Genomic DNA, 17,147 nt, shown 5'->3' with positions numbered 1-17,147 from the left:
CCTATAACAAGAAACCGGAGAACCACTCATGTCTTTAAGCGTGTTCGACCTGTTCAAGATTGGCATCGGCCCCTCCAGTTCCCACACCGTCGGCCCGATGCGCGCCGCCGCTCGATTCGTCGAGGGGCTCAAGCGCGACGGCCTGTTGAGCGCCACCACCAGCGTCAAGGTGGAACTCTATGGCTCGCTGGGCGCCACCGGCAAAGGCCACGGCAGCGACAAAGCCGTGCTGCTGGGCCTGGAAGGCGAACACCCGGACACCGTGAATACTGAAACCGTCGCAACGCGCCTGGCACAGATGCGCAGCGATGGCCGTTTGAATCTGCTCGGCGAACACCGCATCGCGTTCAATGAGAAAGAACACCTGGCGATGATCCGCAAACCCCTCGCCTATCATCCCAACGGCATGATCTTTCGCGCTTTCGATGCCGCCGGTCTACAAATCCGCAGCCGCGAGTATTACTCGGTCGGCGGGGGCTTTGTGGTGGATGAAGGGGCCGCCGGCGCTGACCGGATTGTTGAAGACGCCACACCGCTGACCTTTCCATTCAAGAGTGCCAAGGATCTGCTGGGGCATTGCGCGACGTACGGGTTGTCCATCAGCCAGGTGATGCTGACGAACGAAAGCGCATGGCGTCCGGAGGCGGAAACCCGGGCCGGCCTGCTGAAGATCTGGCAGGTCATGCAGGACTGTGTTGACGCTGGCTGTCGCAACGAAGGCATTTTGCCCGGCGGGTTGAAGGTCAAGCGCCGCGCGGCAGCCCTGCATCGTCAACTGTGCAAAAACCCGGAATCGGCGTTGCGCGATCCGTTGTCGGTGCTTGATTGGGTCAACCTGTATGCCCTGGCGGTCAACGAAGAAAACGCCAACGGCGGGCGCGTGGTCACAGCGCCCACCAACGGTGCGGCCGGGATCATTCCGGCGGTGCTGCATTACTACATGCGCTTTATCCCAGGGGCGAACGAAGACGGTGTGGTGCGCTTTCTGCTCACCGCTGCCGCCATCGGCATCCTGTACAAGGAAAATGCGTCGATCTCCGGCGCCGAAGTCGGCTGTCAGGGCGAAGTCGGCGTGGCCTGCTCCATGGCTGCCGGCGCATTGTGCGAAGTGCTGGGCGGCAGTGTTTCGCAGGTGGAAAACGCCGCCGAGATCGGCATGGAGCACAACCTTGGCCTGACCTGCGACCCGATTGGCGGCCTGGTGCAAGTGCCCTGCATTGAGCGCAACGCGATGGGCTCGGTGAAGGCGATCAACGCGGTGCGCATGGCTTTGCGCGGTGACGGGCAACATTTCGTATCCCTCGACAAGGTCATCCGCACCATGCGCCAGACCGGCGCCGATATGAAGAGCAAATACAAAGAAACCGCCCGTGGCGGTTTGGCAGTCAACATTATCGAGTGCTGACGCCCGAAGGCGCGGCAATACGTTTTTCAGGAGCTGAACATGTCCACCGAAACCCTGTTGAAAACCCCATTGCATGCCCTGCACATCGAGCTTGGCGCCCGCATGGTGCCCTTTGCCGGCTACGACATGCCGGTGCAATACCCGCTGGGTGTGATGAAGGAACACCAGCACACCCGTGATCAGGCCGGGTTGTTCGATGTGTCCCACATGGGTCAGATCCGTCTGACCGGCGCCAATGCCGCCAAGGCCCTGGAAACCCTCGTACCGGTCGACATCATTGACCTGCCGGTGGGCATGCAGCGCTACGCGATGTTTACCAACGATCAGGGTGGCATCCTCGATGACCTGATGGTGGCGAACCTGGGTAACGACGAACTGTTCCTGGTGGTCAACGCGGCCTGCAAGGATCAGGACCTGGCTCACCTGCGCAAGCACATCGGCGACCAATGCACCATCGAGCCGTTGTTTGCAGAGCGTGCCCTGCTGGCTCTGCAAGGCCCGGCGGCGGTGAAGGTGCTGGCGCGCCTGGCGCCGGAAGTGACCAGGATGACGTTTATGCAGTTCGCCGCCGTGCGCCTGCTGGGTGTGGATTGCTATGTCAGCCGCTCCGGCTACACCGGCGAAGACGGTTTTGAAATTTCCGTGCCGGCCGCGAGCGCCGAAAGCCTGGCGCGCAGCCTGTTGGCCGAGACCGAAGTGCAACCCATCGGCCTGGGCGCCCGCGATTCCCTGCGCCTGGAAGCCGGGCTGTGCCTCTACGGCCATGACATGAATACTGAGACCACGCCGATCGAAGCCAGCCTGCTATGGGCAATCTCCAAGGCACGCCGCGCCGACGGCGCGCGTGCCGGCGGTTTTCCGGGCGCTGATCGGATCTTCACCCAGCAACAAGTCGGCGTGGATCGCAAGCGCGTGGGCCTGCTGCCTCAGGAGCGCACGCCTGTACGTGAAGGCGCTGAGCTGGTCGGCGAAGACGGCGCCGTGATCGGCCATGTCTGCAGCGGCGGCTTCGGCCCGAGCTTGGGCGCCCCCCTGGCCATGGGTTACCTGAACAGCGCCTTCACCGCTCTGGACACGCAAGTCTTTGCCTTGGTGCGTGGGAAAAAGGTGCCGGTTCGTGTAAGTAAATTGCCATTTGTGCCACAGCGCTACTATCGCGGCTGAGTAACTGTTTCTATAAGTAACGGAGGTCGCGTAAACGCGCACTAAACTGTAACGCGACCGCCATATAACAGTGCATTCACGATAGGAATTATTACTTGGTTCGACCTATAACAAGTGAGTGATTCTATCGAATAAGCCTGTGGACTTATATTCATCGAAGTGGCACGAAGCCAAGCAAACACGGGGCTATGAGCGGGGCTTGTTTTTTCCGCATTAGTTGGCGTAGAGTTTGCCCACTGTGTTTGCATGGGTCGCTTGGAACCTGGACCTGGGCAGTAGCTGAAGTAGTTGTGCTACAACCCGTTCGACGTCTCTTACTTTCCTGCAACCCAGCCCAGTACTCTTTCGTGTGGAAAGGGGCTGTCATTAATTTTTTAGCGTCAAGGAAATAAGAAAATGGCTGATCGTCAGAGCGGTACCGTCAAGTGGTTTAACGACGAGAAAGGGTTTGGTTTTATCACTCCAGAAAGCGGTCCGGATCTGTTCGTGCATTTCCGCGCTATTCAGGGCAACGGCTTCAAGAGCCTGAAAGAAGGCCAGAAAGTGACCTTCGTTGCGGTGCAAGGCCAGAAAGGCATGCAGGCTGACGAAGTTCAGGCAGAGGGCTGATTCCCTCTGCGACAAAAAGCCCCTGATATGACATCAGGGGCTTTTTTATGGGCGCAATTCCGTAAAATGGCTTTTTTCTTCCGAGAGCCCTGCCATGTCCAAACCCTTGCTGAGCCCCCAAGGCGAATTCCCCGCCGTGGGCCTGGGCCGTCGTCTGGCAGCGATGTTCTATGACTTCCTGTTGTGCACCGCACTGATGATCGTCACTGCGTTCATCTACAAACTGATCTGGATCGCGTTCGTGGGTGAAGCCAGGATGCGCACGCTTACCGAATCCGGCGCATTGGATGGAGACCCATTACTGTCGACGATTCTGTTATTTGTACTGTTCGGGTTTTTCGCCAAATTCTGGACCCATTCCGGGCAGACCCTGGGCATGCAGGTGTGGGGCGTGCGCGTGCAGAATGCCGACGGCTCGCGGATCAGCCTGTGGCAGGCGCTGCTGCGCTTTGTGGTGTCAATTGCGTCGTGGTTGTGTGTAGGGCTGGGGTTTATCTGGTCGCTGTTCGACAAGCACAAACGCAGCTGGCATGACATCTATTCCGACACCCAGCTGGTGCGGATTCCGAAGCAAAAAAGATAACCCGCCGCCTGAACGGGCTCAAAATGCGGGAGGAGCAAGCCCCTCCCTCCCTGTTTTTTTCGCGTTCGACTATGCGTTACCGGCCAGCTTCAGGCGTGCAGCCTGGGTGAAATCCAGCATGCGCTTGAGCGGCCTCACGGCGTGGGGGATCACGGAAGGCTCGACGAAGATCTCGTTGCTGCCCTCGCGCAGGCACTGCAGGGTGCGCTCCAGCGTGTTCATCGCCATCCACGGGCAGTGTGCGCAACTACGACACGCAGCACCGTTACCGGCCGTAGGCGCCTCCACAAACACTTTGTCCGGGCACAACTGCTGCATCTTGTAGAAGATGCCGCGGTCGGTCGCCACGATAAAGGTTTTGTTCGGTAAACGTTGTGCCGCCGCGATCAACTGGCTGGTAGAGCCCACCGCGTCAGCCAGCTCGATCACCGACGTCGGAGATTCGGGATGCACCAGAATGGCTGCATCCGGATACAGCGCCTTCATGTCTTCCAACTGCTTGGACTTGAATTCTTCGTGGACGATGCACGCACCGTCCCACAACAGCATGTCCGCACCGGTCTGGCGCTGGATGTAGGTGCCCAAGTGCTTGTCCGGGCCCCAAATGATGGTCTCGCCGTTGTCCATCAGGCTCTCGACGATTTCCAGCGCACAACTGGAGGTCACCACCCAGTCGGCCCGGGCTTTGACCGCAGCTGACGTATTGGCATACACCACCACGGTACGCTCGGGGTGCTGATCGCAAAACGCTGAAAACTCATCCACCGGGCACCCCAGGTCCAGCGAGCAGGTCGCCTCCAGTGTGGGCATGAGAATGCGCTTTTCAGGGGTGAGAATCTTGGCCGTCTCCCCCATGAAACGCACGCCGGCGACCAGTACGGTCCTGGCCGGATGAGCGGCACCGAAGCGGGCCATTTCCAGGGAATCGGAGACACAGCCACCGGTTTCTTCGGCCAGGGCCTGAATCACCGGGTCGCAGTAAAAATGGGCCACCAGCACCGCATCCTGAGCCTTGAGCTCGGCGGCGATGGCGCTACGCAGGCTCGCCTCTTCATCGGCGCTGAGGGCCTTGGGCTGCTTGGCATCGAGGTGGGCTTGAACCAGTAGGCGTTCGGAAATCTGCGTCATGTTCGCAAGACCTGCAGGCGCAGTAGCGCGAAAGTCGAGTGTACCACCGGCTCTGGAGCCCTTCGGGCGCCGCCGGACGAAGTGATTGTTCATCAAGCACGGGTGAAGCAGCGCAAGGCTACAGAATATCGAATGGATTCAAAAGCCTAATCTAGTATTCGCGGGTGCCTGCCGAAGCGGCGCGGGGCATGCACATCGTGTGATATTGGCTGCGGGAAGATTCCATAGGGCAAAAAAAAACCCGGAAATCCTCACTTACGTGGGCCTTCCGGATTTTCTAAACCGCTAAAAATGGTGGGTCGTGTGGGATTCGAACCTACGACCAATTGGTTAAAAGCCAACTGCTCTACCAACTGAGCTAACGACCCGCTGTGTGGTGGCGCGTATAATACTGATTTCTAAGGATTATTCAACACCTTATTTCAAATAAATCAGAAAAAACGCGTTGAGGCTGTAATTGCGGCAATTCTTCGCCCTCTCAGCGACCCGGCTCGTCGTTCCACAGGTACTTGTGCAACTGCAACTGCAAGCGCACCGGCAGGTTGTCAGCCACCACCCAGTCCGCCAGGTCGCGGGCATTGAGGTCGTGGTGACTTGGCGAAAACAGCACTTCACCAGCTCGACGATCGAGACCGTATTGGATCAGCTTGGAGTTCGCCCAGTCATAATCCTCACGAGAGCAGATAACGAACTTGACCTGATCGTTGGGCGTCAGCAGCTCGATATTCTCGTAACGGTTGCGATGAGCTTCCTTGGAGCCTGGGGTCTTGAGGTCGACCACGCGACTGACACGTGGGTCGACTGCGGAAATGTCCAAGGCTCCGCTGGTTTCCAGGGACACTTCATACCCGGCATCGCATAATTGCTTAAGCAATGGGATGGCATTGGGCTGGGCCAACGGCTCACCACCGGTCACACAGACATAGCGAGGCTTAAAGCCGGCAACCTGTTCCAGGATGTCGTCGAGGGTACGCACCGTACCGCCACTGAAGGCGTAAGCGCTGTCACAGTATTGGCAACGCAGCGGGCAACCTGTCAGCCGTACAAACACAGTGGGCAGGCCAGCGGTCCGCGTTTCACCCTGCAACGAGTAAAAAACTTCGGTAATACGTAATGTGTCTTGCATAGTCGCCACGGGCGTAACAGCTAAACAGGCTGTCCGCCTCCGTCAGGCACTTCAAGGAACCCCGCCAACGCGCAGGCCCCAGAAAGCGTGTTTCATAAAAGGGCGTGGATTCTAACGAAAAAACCCGCGCCAGGCGCGGGTTTCTTCTAAACGGGTAGCATCGCTTACAGGCGCTGCAGATCCCGTTGAGCCAACTGAGCGGCGGAAGTCCCCGGATATTGGGCTACGACCTGCTGCAGAATGCCTTTGACCTTGTCGGTATGACCCAGGCGGCGCTCTACGTCAGCGAGTTTGTACAGCGAGTCCGGCACCTTGGCGTGTTTGGGGTACAGTTGGCTGACCTTGGCAAATGCCTGGCCCGCGCCCTGCAGATCACCCTTTGCCAGGTTGACTTCGCCCAACCAGTATTGGGCATTACCCGCGTACTGGCTGTTGGGGTATTTGCGCAGGAATGCGGTAAAGGCCTGGCTGGCCTTATCGAAGTCCTTGGCTTTGATCAGGTCGAAGGCTGCATCGTAATACAGTTTTTCCTTGGCCGGATCACCCGGTTCGCTGCTGGCGGCAGGAGCTTGAGCAGCAGCAGCGGCCCCCGTTGCCGCACCACCGGCAGCAGCGCTTGGCGCGCCACCGGCAGAAGAATTATCAGGAGTAGCGGCAGGTGTAACGCCGGCTCCTATGCGTCGATCAAGATCCTGGTATCGCTCCAGGCCTTCTTGCTTGAGCTGGTTCACTTGATTCTGCAGAACTTCAATCGCGCCTTGCTGCTGCGCCAATTGATCCTGCATGCGTTGCAGCTGATTGAACAGTTCGCCCTGTGCCGAGGGGGCGGACGTAGCCGCCCCCCCAGCATAGGCGCCGTTCGTGCCATAACCTGCCGGCGGATAACTGCTCCCGCTATTGTTATAGCCAGAGTTGCTATCTTCCACAGGAACCGCAGCCCACACCGCAAGCGGTGCGAGGCTGAGAGCCAATACAGTCAGAGCACGACGGCACGTTCGCATGACGAATTACTTACGCAGTTCGACGCGACGGTTTTGAGCCCAGGACTGCTCGTCGTGGCCAGTAGCAACTGGACGCTCTTTACCGTAGGAAACCAGTTCCAGCTGAGCTGGCGAAACGCCTTGCAGGACCAGGTAGCGTTGAACGGCTTTCGCACGACGCTCGCCCAGTGCCATGTTGTACTCACGAGTACCACGTTCGTCGGTGTTACCTTCCAGAACAACGCGAGCGCCGTTACCTTTCAGGTCCTTCGCGTGAACGTCCAGAGCGCGCATGGCTTCTGGCTTCAGGTCCGAACTGTCGTATTCGAAGTAGAAAGTGGTGATAGCGCGCAGAGCAGCTTCTTCGCTCAGGGAGCCGTCAACTGCACCAGTGTTAGCGCCGTAACCAGCGTTTGGATCAACAGCTGCGCCTTCACCGGCATTGTCGCCGCCTTTGGACGAGCAACCAACGGCTACGGACAGAGCCAGAGCCAGAGCAGCAAACTTACCAAACTTCAGCATTTCCATCGTGAAACTCCTAATGAACCCCAGTGTGTTAAGCAAATCTTTTTGTAGCGCCGCGTCAGTTCAGGTAAGGGGACCAGGATGGTTCTCTGACTTCGCCTTGTGCGGTAGGAAGCGGGAGCCTTACGCGTCCGTTAATGGACACGAGCATCAAGACTCCCCGGCCCTGCTGGCGGGTGGCGTAGATTACCATGGTGCCGTTGGGCGCAACAGTGGCTGACTCATCAAGGTTGGTATCTGTAAGGATTTTTACGGTTCCGCGCTGCAAATCCTGGGCCGCAACCCGGAAATTAGTGAAACCATCCTGACGGTGAATCATCACCAACGTCTTTTCATCGGCCGAAAGCTTAGGGTTGGCGTTGTAGTTACCAATAAAGGTCACACGCTCCGCACCGCCACCGCCAATGCTGGACTTGTAGATTTGCGGCTTACCGCCACGGTCGGAGGTGAAGTAGATAGTCGAACCATCCTTACCCCAGAACGGTTCGGTGTTGATGCCCGGGCCGCTGGTGACACGGGTGATCTGGCGCGAAGCCATGTTCATCACGTAGATATCCGGGTTGCCATCCTTGGACAGCACGAACGCCAGGCGCGAACCATCCGGCGACCAGGCAGGTGCACCGTTGAGGCCTTCGAAGTTGGTGATCTGCTCACGGCGACCGGTATCGATGTGCTGGACAAAGATACGCGGACGTTTCTGTTCGAAAGACACATAGGCGATACGCTTGCCATCGGGCGCAAAGCGCGGCGACAGGATCGGCTCACGCGATTGCAGCAACGTCACTGCGCGCGCGCCGTCGTAGTCCGAACGCTGCAAGGTGTAGCGGGTGTTGTCCACGGAGAAACGTTCAGCCGTCACATACAGCAGACGCGTCGAGAAGGCACCCTTGATACCGGTCAGTTTCTCAAACGATTGGTCTGAAATGTAGTGGGCCATATCCCGCAGTTGATCGGTGGTACCCGACACGCTGCCGGTCAGGACCTGCTGCTCTGTCGCCACGTTGAACAACGTGTACGTGATCTGCAGACGTCCGCCGGCCGGCACAATGTTGCCGACCATCAGGTACTGGGCGCCGACGGCTTTCCAGTCACGGAACACGACTTCGCTGGCCTGGTTCGGCTGGCTGATCATGTTGCCTTTCGGAATCGGTGCGTAGTAACCGGAGTTGCGCAGGTCGTCACTGACGATCTGAGCCATGTCGTCCGGCAATACGCTGCCGCCCTGCCAACCGAACGGCACTACGGCGATCGGGGTAGCCCGATCGCTGCCGCTGGTGACCAGGATGTTCTTTTCATCCGCCGCCGCTATCCCTGCCATACAGCAAATAACGACAAGCATTCCTCGAAGAAGGTTTCTCACAAGGCTAGATCCTCAGGTGTGAATGTCATCTTGAATGAACGATAGGGAGCGAAGTCGCTTGGTTTCATTCCCTGCATCTCGGTCAACCGGCCAATATTCTTGACTGCGGCAACCGCCGAACTGTCGAACGAACCGTCACCACTGGACTTGGCGACGCTGACCGAAGTCACCGTACCGTCCGGCAACATGCCGATCTGCAGCACTACTGTCATGCCTTTGCGTGCCGAAGGTGGACGCGTCCAACCTTCCGCTGCCCGCGCCCGAATCAGGTCGTCGAAACTGCCCGCGACTTCATCACCGCGTTCATCGGCCAAGGCTTGCTGACGCTGCGGCGTATCCGAAAGCAAATCTGCCAAGGCCTGAGCCTTTTTCTCTTCGGCGGATTTGCGCGCTGCTTCCTGAGCCTTTTTCTTCTGGGCGTCGGCGGCAGCTTTCTTCTTCGCGTCTTCGGCGACTTTCTTCTTCGCCTCGTCTGCTTCAGCTTTTTTCTTGGCGTCTTCGGCGGCTTTTTTCTTCGCGTCTTCGACTATCTTCTTCTTGGCTTCCTCAGCGGCCTTTTTCTTGGCCTCTTCCTCGGCAGCTTTCTTGGCTTCTTCTTCAGATTTCTTCTTGGCTATATCAGCCAATTGTTTCTCTTCGGCTTTTTTAGCTTCGGCGGCTTTCTCGGCTTTCTTGGCTTCATCAGCCTTTTTCGCCTCGTCGGCCTTCTTGGCTTCGTCAGCCTTTTTCGATTCCTCGGCCTTTTGAGCCGCCTCTTCTTTCTTTTGTTCCGCAGCAGCCTTCACCGCTTCCTGCTCGACCTTCTTCTGTTCCATCTGCTCGACTTCAGTCTGGCGCGCAGCCGACTTCTGGGCCTCCCCGGCAATCTTCTGATTGGTCTGGGTAGTGGCCTGGCTTTTCGATTTCAGCTGATACAGGGTCGCCTGCACGATCGGCTTGGCTGGCGGCAGGTCCGGGGTCATGGCAAAGCTGACGAACAGCATGCCGAACACCAGGACATGCAGGGCAATCGCCCAGACACTAGGCCAGAAGTAGCTTTCCGAGGCGGACGGCTCTCGCTGTTGCTGCATCAGGGCGCCTCGGTAATCAAGCCAACGTTACCGACGCCGGCCTTCTGCAGTCCGCCCATGGCACCCATGACGGAGCCGTAGTCGACCGACTTGTCGCCGCGGATGAACACCTGGGTGCGCTTGCCGCCTTCGTTACCGGCGCGAATGATCTTGGTCACAGCGTCGGTCATCGCCGGCAAGGTCAGGGCCTTGTCCTGCTGCTTCTGAGTATCGACTTCGCTGCCAAGATTCCAGTAATAGGTCTTGTCGGACTTGATCGAAATGGTCAGCACCTGGGTGTTGTTGTCCTGAGGCAAGGCTTCGCTGGAAACCTTGGGCAGGTCAACCTTCACACCCTGGTTGAGCATCGGCGCGGTCACCATGAAGATCACCAGCAGCACCAGCATCACGTCGATGTAAGGCACTACGTTCATCTCGGCGACCGGCTTGCGCTTGGTTCGAGCTCGAGTGATTAAAGCCATCGGGGAGTACCTGCTTATTCTTCGCTGGTGTGCACTTTACGGTGCAGGATCGCCTGGAATTCATCGGCGAAGGTGTAGTAACGGCCAATCAGGTTCTCGCCGCGCGCGGCAAAACGGTTGTAGGCGATAACCGCGGGAATGGCGGCGAACAGGCCGATCGCGGTAGCGATCAGGGCTTCGGCGATACCAGGTGCCACGGTAGCCAGGGTCGCTTGCTGAGCCTGGGCCAGGCCGCGGAAGGAGTTCATGATGCCCCACACGGTACCGAACAAGCCGATGTAGGGGCTCACGGAACCAACGGTGGCAAGAAAAGGCAGGCTCTGCTCAAGCTTCTCTTCCTCGCGGGAAATGGCCACGCGCATGGCACGGGCCACGCCTTCCATGACCGCTTCCGGGTCTACGCCTGGCTGCTGGCGCAGGCGGGAGAACTCCTTGAAGCCGGCGCGGAAAATCTGCTCGACGCCCGAATCCGGGTCCGGGTTGCTGCCGGCCTGGCGATAGAGCTTGGACAGGTCGATACCCGACCAGAAGCGCTCTTCAAAGCTCTCCAGGGCACGTCGACCGGCACGCAACAGGTTGCTGCGCTGAAAAATCATGACCCAAGAGGTAACCGATGCGGCTACCAGGATCAGCATCACCAGTTGAACCACGACACTGGCATTGCTGACCAGGCTCCACATGGAGGAATGGTCGACGACGGTAGGTTCCACGCTAAATCTCCTGCTTTGATTGTTTACCCGCGCCGCTCACGGCGGCAAAGGCCACACGTAGAGTTTCGGGAATGGCCCGAGGTTTCAAACTGATGGTGCGCACACACGCCACCAAAAACTGCCCCTCACAGAGCAGCGTTGCATCCGTTGCCCGCCTGACCTGCTGTTTGAAACGCAGGCTGGCACGGTTCAATTCAATTACTTCAGCGCTGACCAGCAGCTCATCGTCCAGTCGCGCCGGTGCGTGGTAACGCGCCTCGCTGGAATGCACGACGAATAACAGGTCCTCCCCTGCCAGCTGGGATTGGGCAAAGCCCAGCTCCCGTAGCCGCTCGGTTCGGGCCCGCTCCATGAACTTGAGATAATTGACGTAGTAAACGATGCCGCCGGCATCGGTGTCCTCGTAATAAACGCGACAGCGATGTGCGAACGACTGATCCCCGTTTTGCGCGCGCATACTCTAGTGCTTACTCCTGAGGTTGCCAATCCGGCCAGGCAACTGTTTTTTAATTCTCTGAAACATTTTCACTGACTGAATGACGACGCCAGTCACTGGGACAGCACAAAGCTGGAATAAATCGTCAAGCCGAACGCTTTTAATCGTCCACTGCATCGAGGAATTCGTCTACCACGGGCATCTCGCCCAATCGTGACGGGATATTTAACCCGAAGTGCAGGTAAGCATGGCGCGTCACCACCCGCCCCCTTGGCGTACGCATGATGTAACCCTGCTGGATCAGGTAGGGTTCAAGCACATCTTCAATGGTATGGCGCTCTTCGCTGATGGCCGCCGCCAGGCTGTCCACGCCCACCGGCCCGCCGTCGAACTTCTCGATCATGGTCAAGAGTAGCCGCCGGTCCTGGTGATCGAAGCCATGTTCGTCCACATCCAGCAGGTTCAGCGCCAGGTCTGCCACCGCCTTGGTGATGTGCCCTTTGGCGCGCACTTCGGCGAAGTCCCGCACCCGACGCAGCAAGCGGTTGGCAATACGCGGCGTACCGCGTGCGCGCCGAGCGATTTCAAACGAACCTTCCGGGTCCAGAGGCAAGCCGAGGATGCTCGCCGAACGACTGACGATGGTTGCCAGGTCCGCCGTGCTGTAGAACTCCAGACGTTGAACAATCCCGAATCGGTCTCGCAGAGGATTGGTCAGCATCCCGGCACGCGTCGTTGCGCCCACCAGCGTGAAGGGTGGCAGGTCGAGCTTGATTGAACGGGCCGCCGGGCCTTCGCCGATCATGATGTCGAGCTGGAAGTCTTCCATTGCCGGGTACAACACTTCCTCGACGATCGGCGAAAGACGGTGGATCTCATCGATAAACAGCACGTCGTGCGGTTCAAGGTTGGTCAGCAGGGCCGCCAGGTCGCCCGGACGCTCCAGCACCGGGCCGGACGTGGACTTGATCGACACGCCCATCTCCTGGGCAATGATGTTGGCCAGAGTGGTCTTGCCCAGCCCCGGCGGGCCGAAGATCAATGTGTGGTCCAGGGACTCACTGCGCCCGCGCGCCGCCTGGATGAACAGCTCCATCTGCTCGCGCACGGTGGGCTGGCCGATATACTCGGCCAGGCTCAGGGGGCGAATGGCCCGGTCCTGGACTTCTTCACGGTCGCGCGGGCCGGTGGCCGCAATCAGACGATCTGCTTCAATCACTTAAATCATTCCCTTCAGGGCGCGGCGGATCATGTCTTCACTGCTCAGGTTCTTGTCCTTGATCGCCGACACGGCTTTGCTGGCTTCCTGCGGCTTGTAGCCCAGGGAGATCAGCGCACTGACGGCGTCGCTTTCAGCGCTCGCAACCTGGCCCGCCGGCATATCCGGCTGGTTCGGTACCAATGCGAACATGCTCGGCACCACTTCCCAGGCTTTAAAGCGGTCTTTGAGTTCCACCAGCAGGCGCTCGGCAGTCTTCTTGCCCACGCCTGGCACCTTGGTCAGCGCCGAGGTGTCCTGCGCCGAGACGGCACGCACCAGCTCGTCCACCTCCAGGCTCGACATCAAGGCGAGTGCCAATTTGGGCCCTACGCCATTCAACCGGATCAGTTCGCGGAAGAAATCGCGGTCGCGCTTGCCAATGAAACCATAGAGCAATTGCGCATCTTCGCGCACCACCAGATGGGTATGCAGGGTTATCGGCTCGCCGACCGATGGCAGGCGATACAGAGTCGTCATGGGGACTTCCAGCTCATACCCCAGCCCATTGACGTCCAGAATCAGGTGCGGCGGCTGTTTTTCAGCCAGGGTGCCGCGCAAACGTCCAATCACGGTACAGATCCTTAACACGTAGGGTCAGATCAACGCCTGACCGGAAATCACGATTGCGCTGATGCTATCAGAGACGCAGGCGCCCGCCACGACTGCGTGCCGTACCGAGGCCGTGAGGCAGCAGGCTGGAACGGGTATGGGCATGGCAAATGGCAATGGCCAGGGCGTCAGAGGCGTCAATCTGCGGTTTTGCGGTGAGCTTGAGCATGTGCATGACCATCATCTGCACCTGCTCTTTGTTGGCGGCGCCGGTGCCGACCACGGCCTGCTTGACCTGGGTCGCGGTGTACTCGGCGATCTCCATGCTCTCCTCCGCGCCGGCGACGATGGCCGCGCCACGGGCCTGGCCCAGTTTCAACGCGGAATCGGCGTTTTTCGCCATGAACACTTTTTCAATACCCATGGTGACCGGGCCGTAGGTCTGGATAACTTCGCGCACGCCCCGATAAACGATCTGCAGGCGCTCGGCCAATTCACCCGAACCGGTACGGATACAGCCCGACGCAACATACACACAGCCGCGCGGGGTGTGTTGCACCACGCCAAAACCGGTGATGCGCGAACCGGGGTCGATACCTAGGATTAAAGTCATAACGCCTGCGGGTTGGGTTAAACACATTTTTTGATACAGGGAAAATTCAATGTGGGAGGGGGCTTGCCCCCGATTGCAGCGTATCAGTCACCCCATACAGCCACTGATACACCGCTATCGAGGGGCAAGCCCCCTCCCACAATGAAGCCACATCGCACTTCAGCCCAGCTGTTCGGCCACTGACTCTGGAATGTCGGCATTCGAATAGACGTTTTGTACATCGTCCAGATCTTCAAGCATATCCAGCAATTTCAACACTTTCTGCGCGCCGTCCAGGTCCAATTCAGCGCTGGTGGTCGGCAGCATGACGATTTCCGCGTCGGTGCCTTTGAAACCGGCAGCCTCCAACGCGTTACGCACGGCATAAAAGCTGGCAAACGAGGTGAACACATCGATGGAGCCATCCTCGTTGGTCACCACATCATCGGCATCCGCCTCCATCGCCGCTTCCATCAGCGCGTCTTCATCGGTGCCCGGCGCGAAGGTAATCTGCCCCTTGCGCTCGAACAGGTAGGCCACCGACCCGTCAGTACCGAGGTTGCCACCGCACTTGCTGAACGCATGGCGCACGGCAGCCGCGGTGCGGTTGCGGTTGTCGGTCATGCATTCGACCATTACCGCCACACCGCCCGGGCCGTAGCCTTCGTAGGTCAATTCGACCATATCATCGGTGTCGGCCGCGCCGGCCCCACGGGCCACGGCGCGATCGATGATGTCGCGGCTCATATTGGCGCCGAGCGCCTTGTCCAGAGCCAGGCGCAGACGCGGGTTGGAACCTGGATCACCACCACCCTGACGGGCAGCGACGGTCAGTTCGCGGATCCACTTGGTAAAAATCTTGCCTTTCTTGGCATCCTGACGCTCTTTGCGGTGCTTGATGTTCGCCCACTTGGAATGGCCAGCCATAACACAACTCCGAATTCTCTAGAAACCTTGTCAATCCTGCCCCAGGCCGGATTTCTATCTGTTGAACACAGCCCTTGGAACGCAAAGGCGCATCCGAAGATGCGCCTTTTTAGACTGCGTAAACCTCAGTGCGCTTCCACGCAGCAGCCTTACTCAGCCTTCGGCGTCTCGCGCAGGCGGATGTGCAGTTCACGCAACGCCTTGGCATCGACTACGCCCGGAGCCTGCGTCATCACATCAGCAGCACTCTGGGTTTTCGGGAAGGCGATCACTTCACGGATCGACTGGGCGCCGGTCATCAGCATCACCAGGCGGTCCAGACCGAACGCCAGGCCACCGTGTGGCGGTGCACCGTATTTCAAGGCGTCGAGCAGGAAGCCGAATTTCTCTTCCTGTTCCGCTTCGTTGATGCCCAGCAGGCGGAAAACCGCTTGCTGCATCTCTTTGCGGTGGATACGGATCGAACCGCCACCCAACTCGGTGCCGTTGAGCACCATGTCGTAGGCTCGGGACAAAGCGCCTGCCGGATTGGCTTCCAACTCTGCAGGGGAGCATTTCGGCGCGGTGAACGGGTGGTGCAAGGCGCTGAAGCTGCCGTCGTCGTTCTCTTCGAACATCGGGAAGTCAACCACCCACATCGGCGCCCACTCGCAGGTCAGCAGGTTCAGGTCGTGACCGAGCTTGATACGCAGTGCGCCCAGGGCCTCGCTGACGATCTTGGCCTTGTCGGCGCCGAAGAACACGATATCGCCATCGACCGCACCGACGCGATCAAGGATCACATTCAGGTTGGCTTCCGGGATGTTCTTCACAATCGGCGACTGCAGGCCGTCAACGCCGTTGGCGCGCTCGTTGACCTTGATGTACGCCAGGCCCTTGGCACCGTAGATGCCGACAAACTTGGTGTAGTCGTCGATCTGCTTGCGCGGCATGCTCGCGCCGCCAGGCACGCGCAGAGCGGCGATGCGGCATTTAGGGTCGTTGGCCGGGCCGCTGAACACCTTGAAGTCGACTTCTTTAAGCTGGTCGGCCACGTCCACCAGTTCCAGCGGGTTACGCAGGTCGGGCTTGTCGGAACCGTAGCGGCGCATGGCTTCTTCGAACGTCATGTGCGGGAAGTCACCGAATTCCAGGTCCAGCACTTCCTTGAACAGGTTGCGGATCATTTGTTCGGTGATACCCATGATCTCTTTTTCATCGAGGAAGCTGGTCTCGATGTCGATCTGGGTGAATTCCGGCTGGCGGTCGGCGCGCAGGTCTTCGTCGCGGAAGCATTTGGCGATCTGATAGTAACGGTCGAAGCCGGCCACCATCAGCAGTTGCTTGAACAACTGCGGTGATTGCGGCAACGCGAAGAACGAACCGGCGTGGGTACGGCTAGGCACCAGGTAGTCACGCGCGCCTTCCGGGGTGGCCCGGGTCAGGATCGGCGTTTCAACGTCAAGGAAGCCGTTTTCGTCGAGGAAACGACGGATACTGGTGGTCATGCGCGAACGCAGACGCAGCTTCTCGGCCATTTCAGGACGGCGCAGGTCCAGGAAGCGATAGCGCAGACGGGTCTCTTCGCCCACATCGGAGTATTCGTTGAGCGGGAACGGCGGGGTTTCCGACTCGTTCAACACTTCCAGCTCGTAGCCCAACACCTCGATACCGCCGGAGGCCATGTTCTTGTTCACGGCACCGGCCGGACGCAGACGCACCTTGCCGGTGATTTTCACGACGTACTCGCTGCGCACGCGGTCGGCGGCGGCGAAGCTCTCGGCGCGGTCCGGGTCGAACACCACCTGGGCCAGACCGTCACGATCACGGATGTCGAGGAAGATCACCCCGCCGTGGTCGCGGCGACGGTGAACCCATCCGCAAAGGGTGATTTCCTGACCTTCCAGGGTCTCGTTCAGTTGGCCGCAATAGTGGCTGCGCATCATGGTCGTGGTTTCACTTCTCGTAATTCGAAATTCGGTGGAGGCCTGCCTCGGTCACCGGACATTTAAGCCAGGGGACGGATAATGCAGGAGCCTGCGCGTAGAGTTCAACTCAGTCTGCTTTGTCGCCGCCCGCCAGGTTCTTCTTGGCGCCGGTCTTGAAATCGGTCTCATACCAGCCGCCGCCACTCAGGCGGAAGCCCGGCATCGACAACATTTTCTTGAGCTCAGGGGCCTTGCAGGCCGGGCAATCGACCAACGGCGCTGCGCTGATCTTCTGGATGGCTTCCAACTGGTGACCGCAGGAAGCACATTGATAGTCGTACATGGGCATGGCGA

The 17,147-nt window shown here is 59.0% G+C and carries 19 protein-coding genes and 1 tRNA gene; 4 read left to right on the top strand and 16 right to left on the bottom strand.

From position 1 onward, the window contains the following. The first annotated feature begins 28 nt into the window (after window positions 1-28). From OSC50_RS04530 to OSC50_RS04515, 4 genes are all read left to right on the top strand, one after another. Window positions 29-1,405, top strand: a complete 1,377-nt coding sequence (locus OSC50_RS04530; protein ID WP_181080068.1) for an L-serine ammonia-lyase — start codon at window positions 29-31, stop codon at window positions 1,403-1,405. Between the two features lie 39 nt (window positions 1,406-1,444). Then, a complete protein-coding gene (gcvT, locus tag OSC50_RS04525) occupies window positions 1,445-2,569 on the top strand; it encodes a glycine cleavage system aminomethyltransferase GcvT (RefSeq protein WP_181080067.1) in 1,125 nt (374 codons plus the stop codon). A 396-nt stretch (window positions 2,570-2,965) separates the two neighbouring features. Further along, window positions 2,966-3,178 carry a cold-shock protein gene (locus OSC50_RS04520; protein WP_014339904.1) on the top strand — a complete coding sequence of 71 codons (213 nt, stop codon included), beginning with the start codon at window positions 2,966-2,968 and terminating at the stop codon, window positions 3,176-3,178. 94 nt (window positions 3,179-3,272) lie between these two features. Continuing rightward, on the top strand, window positions 3,273-3,761 hold the full coding sequence (locus OSC50_RS04515) for an RDD family protein (protein ID WP_181080066.1): 489 nt from the start codon (window positions 3,273-3,275) through the stop codon (window positions 3,759-3,761). A gap of 69 nt (window positions 3,762-3,830) precedes the next feature. Here the strand turns inward: OSC50_RS04515 and nadA are convergent, their stop codons facing one another. From nadA to OSC50_RS04435, 16 genes are all read right to left on the bottom strand, one after another. Continuing rightward, entirely contained in the window at window positions 3,831-4,889 is a 1,059-nt protein-coding gene (gene nadA, locus OSC50_RS04510) for a quinolinate synthase NadA (protein WP_181080065.1), read from the bottom strand. 292 nt (window positions 4,890-5,181) lie between these two features. After that, a tRNA-Lys gene (locus tag OSC50_RS04505) sits at window positions 5,182-5,257 on the bottom strand. 110 nt (window positions 5,258-5,367) lie between these two features. Beyond that, window positions 5,368-6,015 carry a 7-carboxy-7-deazaguanine synthase QueE gene (queE, locus tag OSC50_RS04500; protein WP_253509147.1) on the bottom strand — a complete coding sequence of 216 codons (648 nt, stop codon included), beginning with the start codon at window positions 6,013-6,015 and terminating at the stop codon, window positions 5,368-5,370. 164 nt (window positions 6,016-6,179) lie between these two features. After that, window positions 6,180-7,016, bottom strand: a complete 837-nt coding sequence (ybgF, locus tag OSC50_RS04495; RefSeq protein WP_253509150.1) for a tol-pal system protein YbgF — start codon at window positions 7,014-7,016, stop codon at window positions 6,180-6,182. A gap of 6 nt (window positions 7,017-7,022) precedes the next feature. Continuing rightward, a complete protein-coding gene (pal, locus tag OSC50_RS04490) occupies window positions 7,023-7,523 on the bottom strand; it encodes a peptidoglycan-associated lipoprotein Pal (protein ID WP_181079088.1) in 501 nt (166 codons plus the stop codon). A gap of 55 nt (window positions 7,524-7,578) precedes the next feature. Then, window positions 7,579-8,859 (bottom strand): Tol-Pal system beta propeller repeat protein TolB, encoded by a 1,281-nt coding sequence (gene tolB, locus OSC50_RS04485; protein WP_181079086.1) that lies wholly within the window; start codon window positions 8,857-8,859, stop codon window positions 7,579-7,581. A gap of 17 nt (window positions 8,860-8,876) precedes the next feature. After that, window positions 8,877-9,950 carry a cell envelope integrity protein TolA gene (tolA, locus tag OSC50_RS04480; RefSeq protein ID WP_181079084.1) on the bottom strand — a complete coding sequence of 358 codons (1,074 nt, stop codon included), beginning with the start codon at window positions 9,948-9,950 and terminating at the stop codon, window positions 8,877-8,879. Next, a complete protein-coding gene (tolR, locus tag OSC50_RS04475) occupies window positions 9,950-10,402 on the bottom strand; it encodes a protein TolR (protein ID WP_181079099.1) in 453 nt (150 codons plus the stop codon). Before tolR ends, tolA begins: the two co-directional genes overlap by 1 nt. A 23-nt stretch (window positions 10,403-10,425) precedes the next feature. Next, complete coding sequence (gene tolQ, locus OSC50_RS04470; protein ID WP_032890916.1) at window positions 10,426-11,121, bottom strand: protein TolQ; 696 nt, start codon at window positions 11,119-11,121, stop codon at window positions 10,426-10,428. Window position 11,122: 1 nt separating this feature from the next. Continuing rightward, on the bottom strand, window positions 11,123-11,578 hold the full coding sequence (gene ybgC, locus OSC50_RS04465) for a tol-pal system-associated acyl-CoA thioesterase (protein WP_181079082.1): 456 nt from the start codon (window positions 11,576-11,578) through the stop codon (window positions 11,123-11,125). Between the two features lie 139 nt (window positions 11,579-11,717). Beyond that, complete coding sequence (gene ruvB / locus OSC50_RS04460; RefSeq protein ID WP_181079080.1) at window positions 11,718-12,776, bottom strand: Holliday junction branch migration DNA helicase RuvB; 1,059 nt, start codon at window positions 12,774-12,776, stop codon at window positions 11,718-11,720. Next, complete coding sequence (gene ruvA, locus OSC50_RS04455; protein WP_003175802.1) at window positions 12,777-13,388, bottom strand: Holliday junction branch migration protein RuvA; 612 nt, start codon at window positions 13,386-13,388, stop codon at window positions 12,777-12,779. A gap of 67 nt (window positions 13,389-13,455) precedes the next feature. After that, window positions 13,456-13,980: a crossover junction endodeoxyribonuclease RuvC gene (gene ruvC, locus OSC50_RS04450; RefSeq protein WP_181079076.1), complete on the bottom strand. Its 525-nt coding sequence runs from the start codon at window positions 13,978-13,980 to the stop codon at window positions 13,456-13,458. Between the two features lie 159 nt (window positions 13,981-14,139). Continuing rightward, complete coding sequence (locus OSC50_RS04445; protein ID WP_124387983.1) at window positions 14,140-14,886, bottom strand: YebC/PmpR family DNA-binding transcriptional regulator; 747 nt, start codon at window positions 14,884-14,886, stop codon at window positions 14,140-14,142. Between the two features lie 149 nt (window positions 14,887-15,035). After that, window positions 15,036-16,811 (bottom strand): aspartate--tRNA ligase, encoded by a 1,776-nt coding sequence (aspS, locus tag OSC50_RS04440; protein ID WP_181079072.1) that lies wholly within the window; start codon window positions 16,809-16,811, stop codon window positions 15,036-15,038. 109 nt (window positions 16,812-16,920) lie between these two features. Then, complete coding sequence (locus tag OSC50_RS04435; protein ID WP_181079070.1) at window positions 16,921-17,142, bottom strand: FmdB family zinc ribbon protein; 222 nt, start codon at window positions 17,140-17,142, stop codon at window positions 16,921-16,923. Window positions 17,143-17,147 lie beyond the last annotated feature (5 nt).

It is taken from the genome of Pseudomonas quebecensis, from assembly GCF_026410085.1.
GTDB classification, from domain to species: domain Bacteria; phylum Pseudomonadota; class Gammaproteobacteria; order Pseudomonadales; family Pseudomonadaceae; genus Aquipseudomonas; species Aquipseudomonas quebecensis.
The sequence above is the reverse complement of the archived record's forward strand: the minus strand, read 5'-3'. Positions and strand labels throughout refer to the sequence as shown.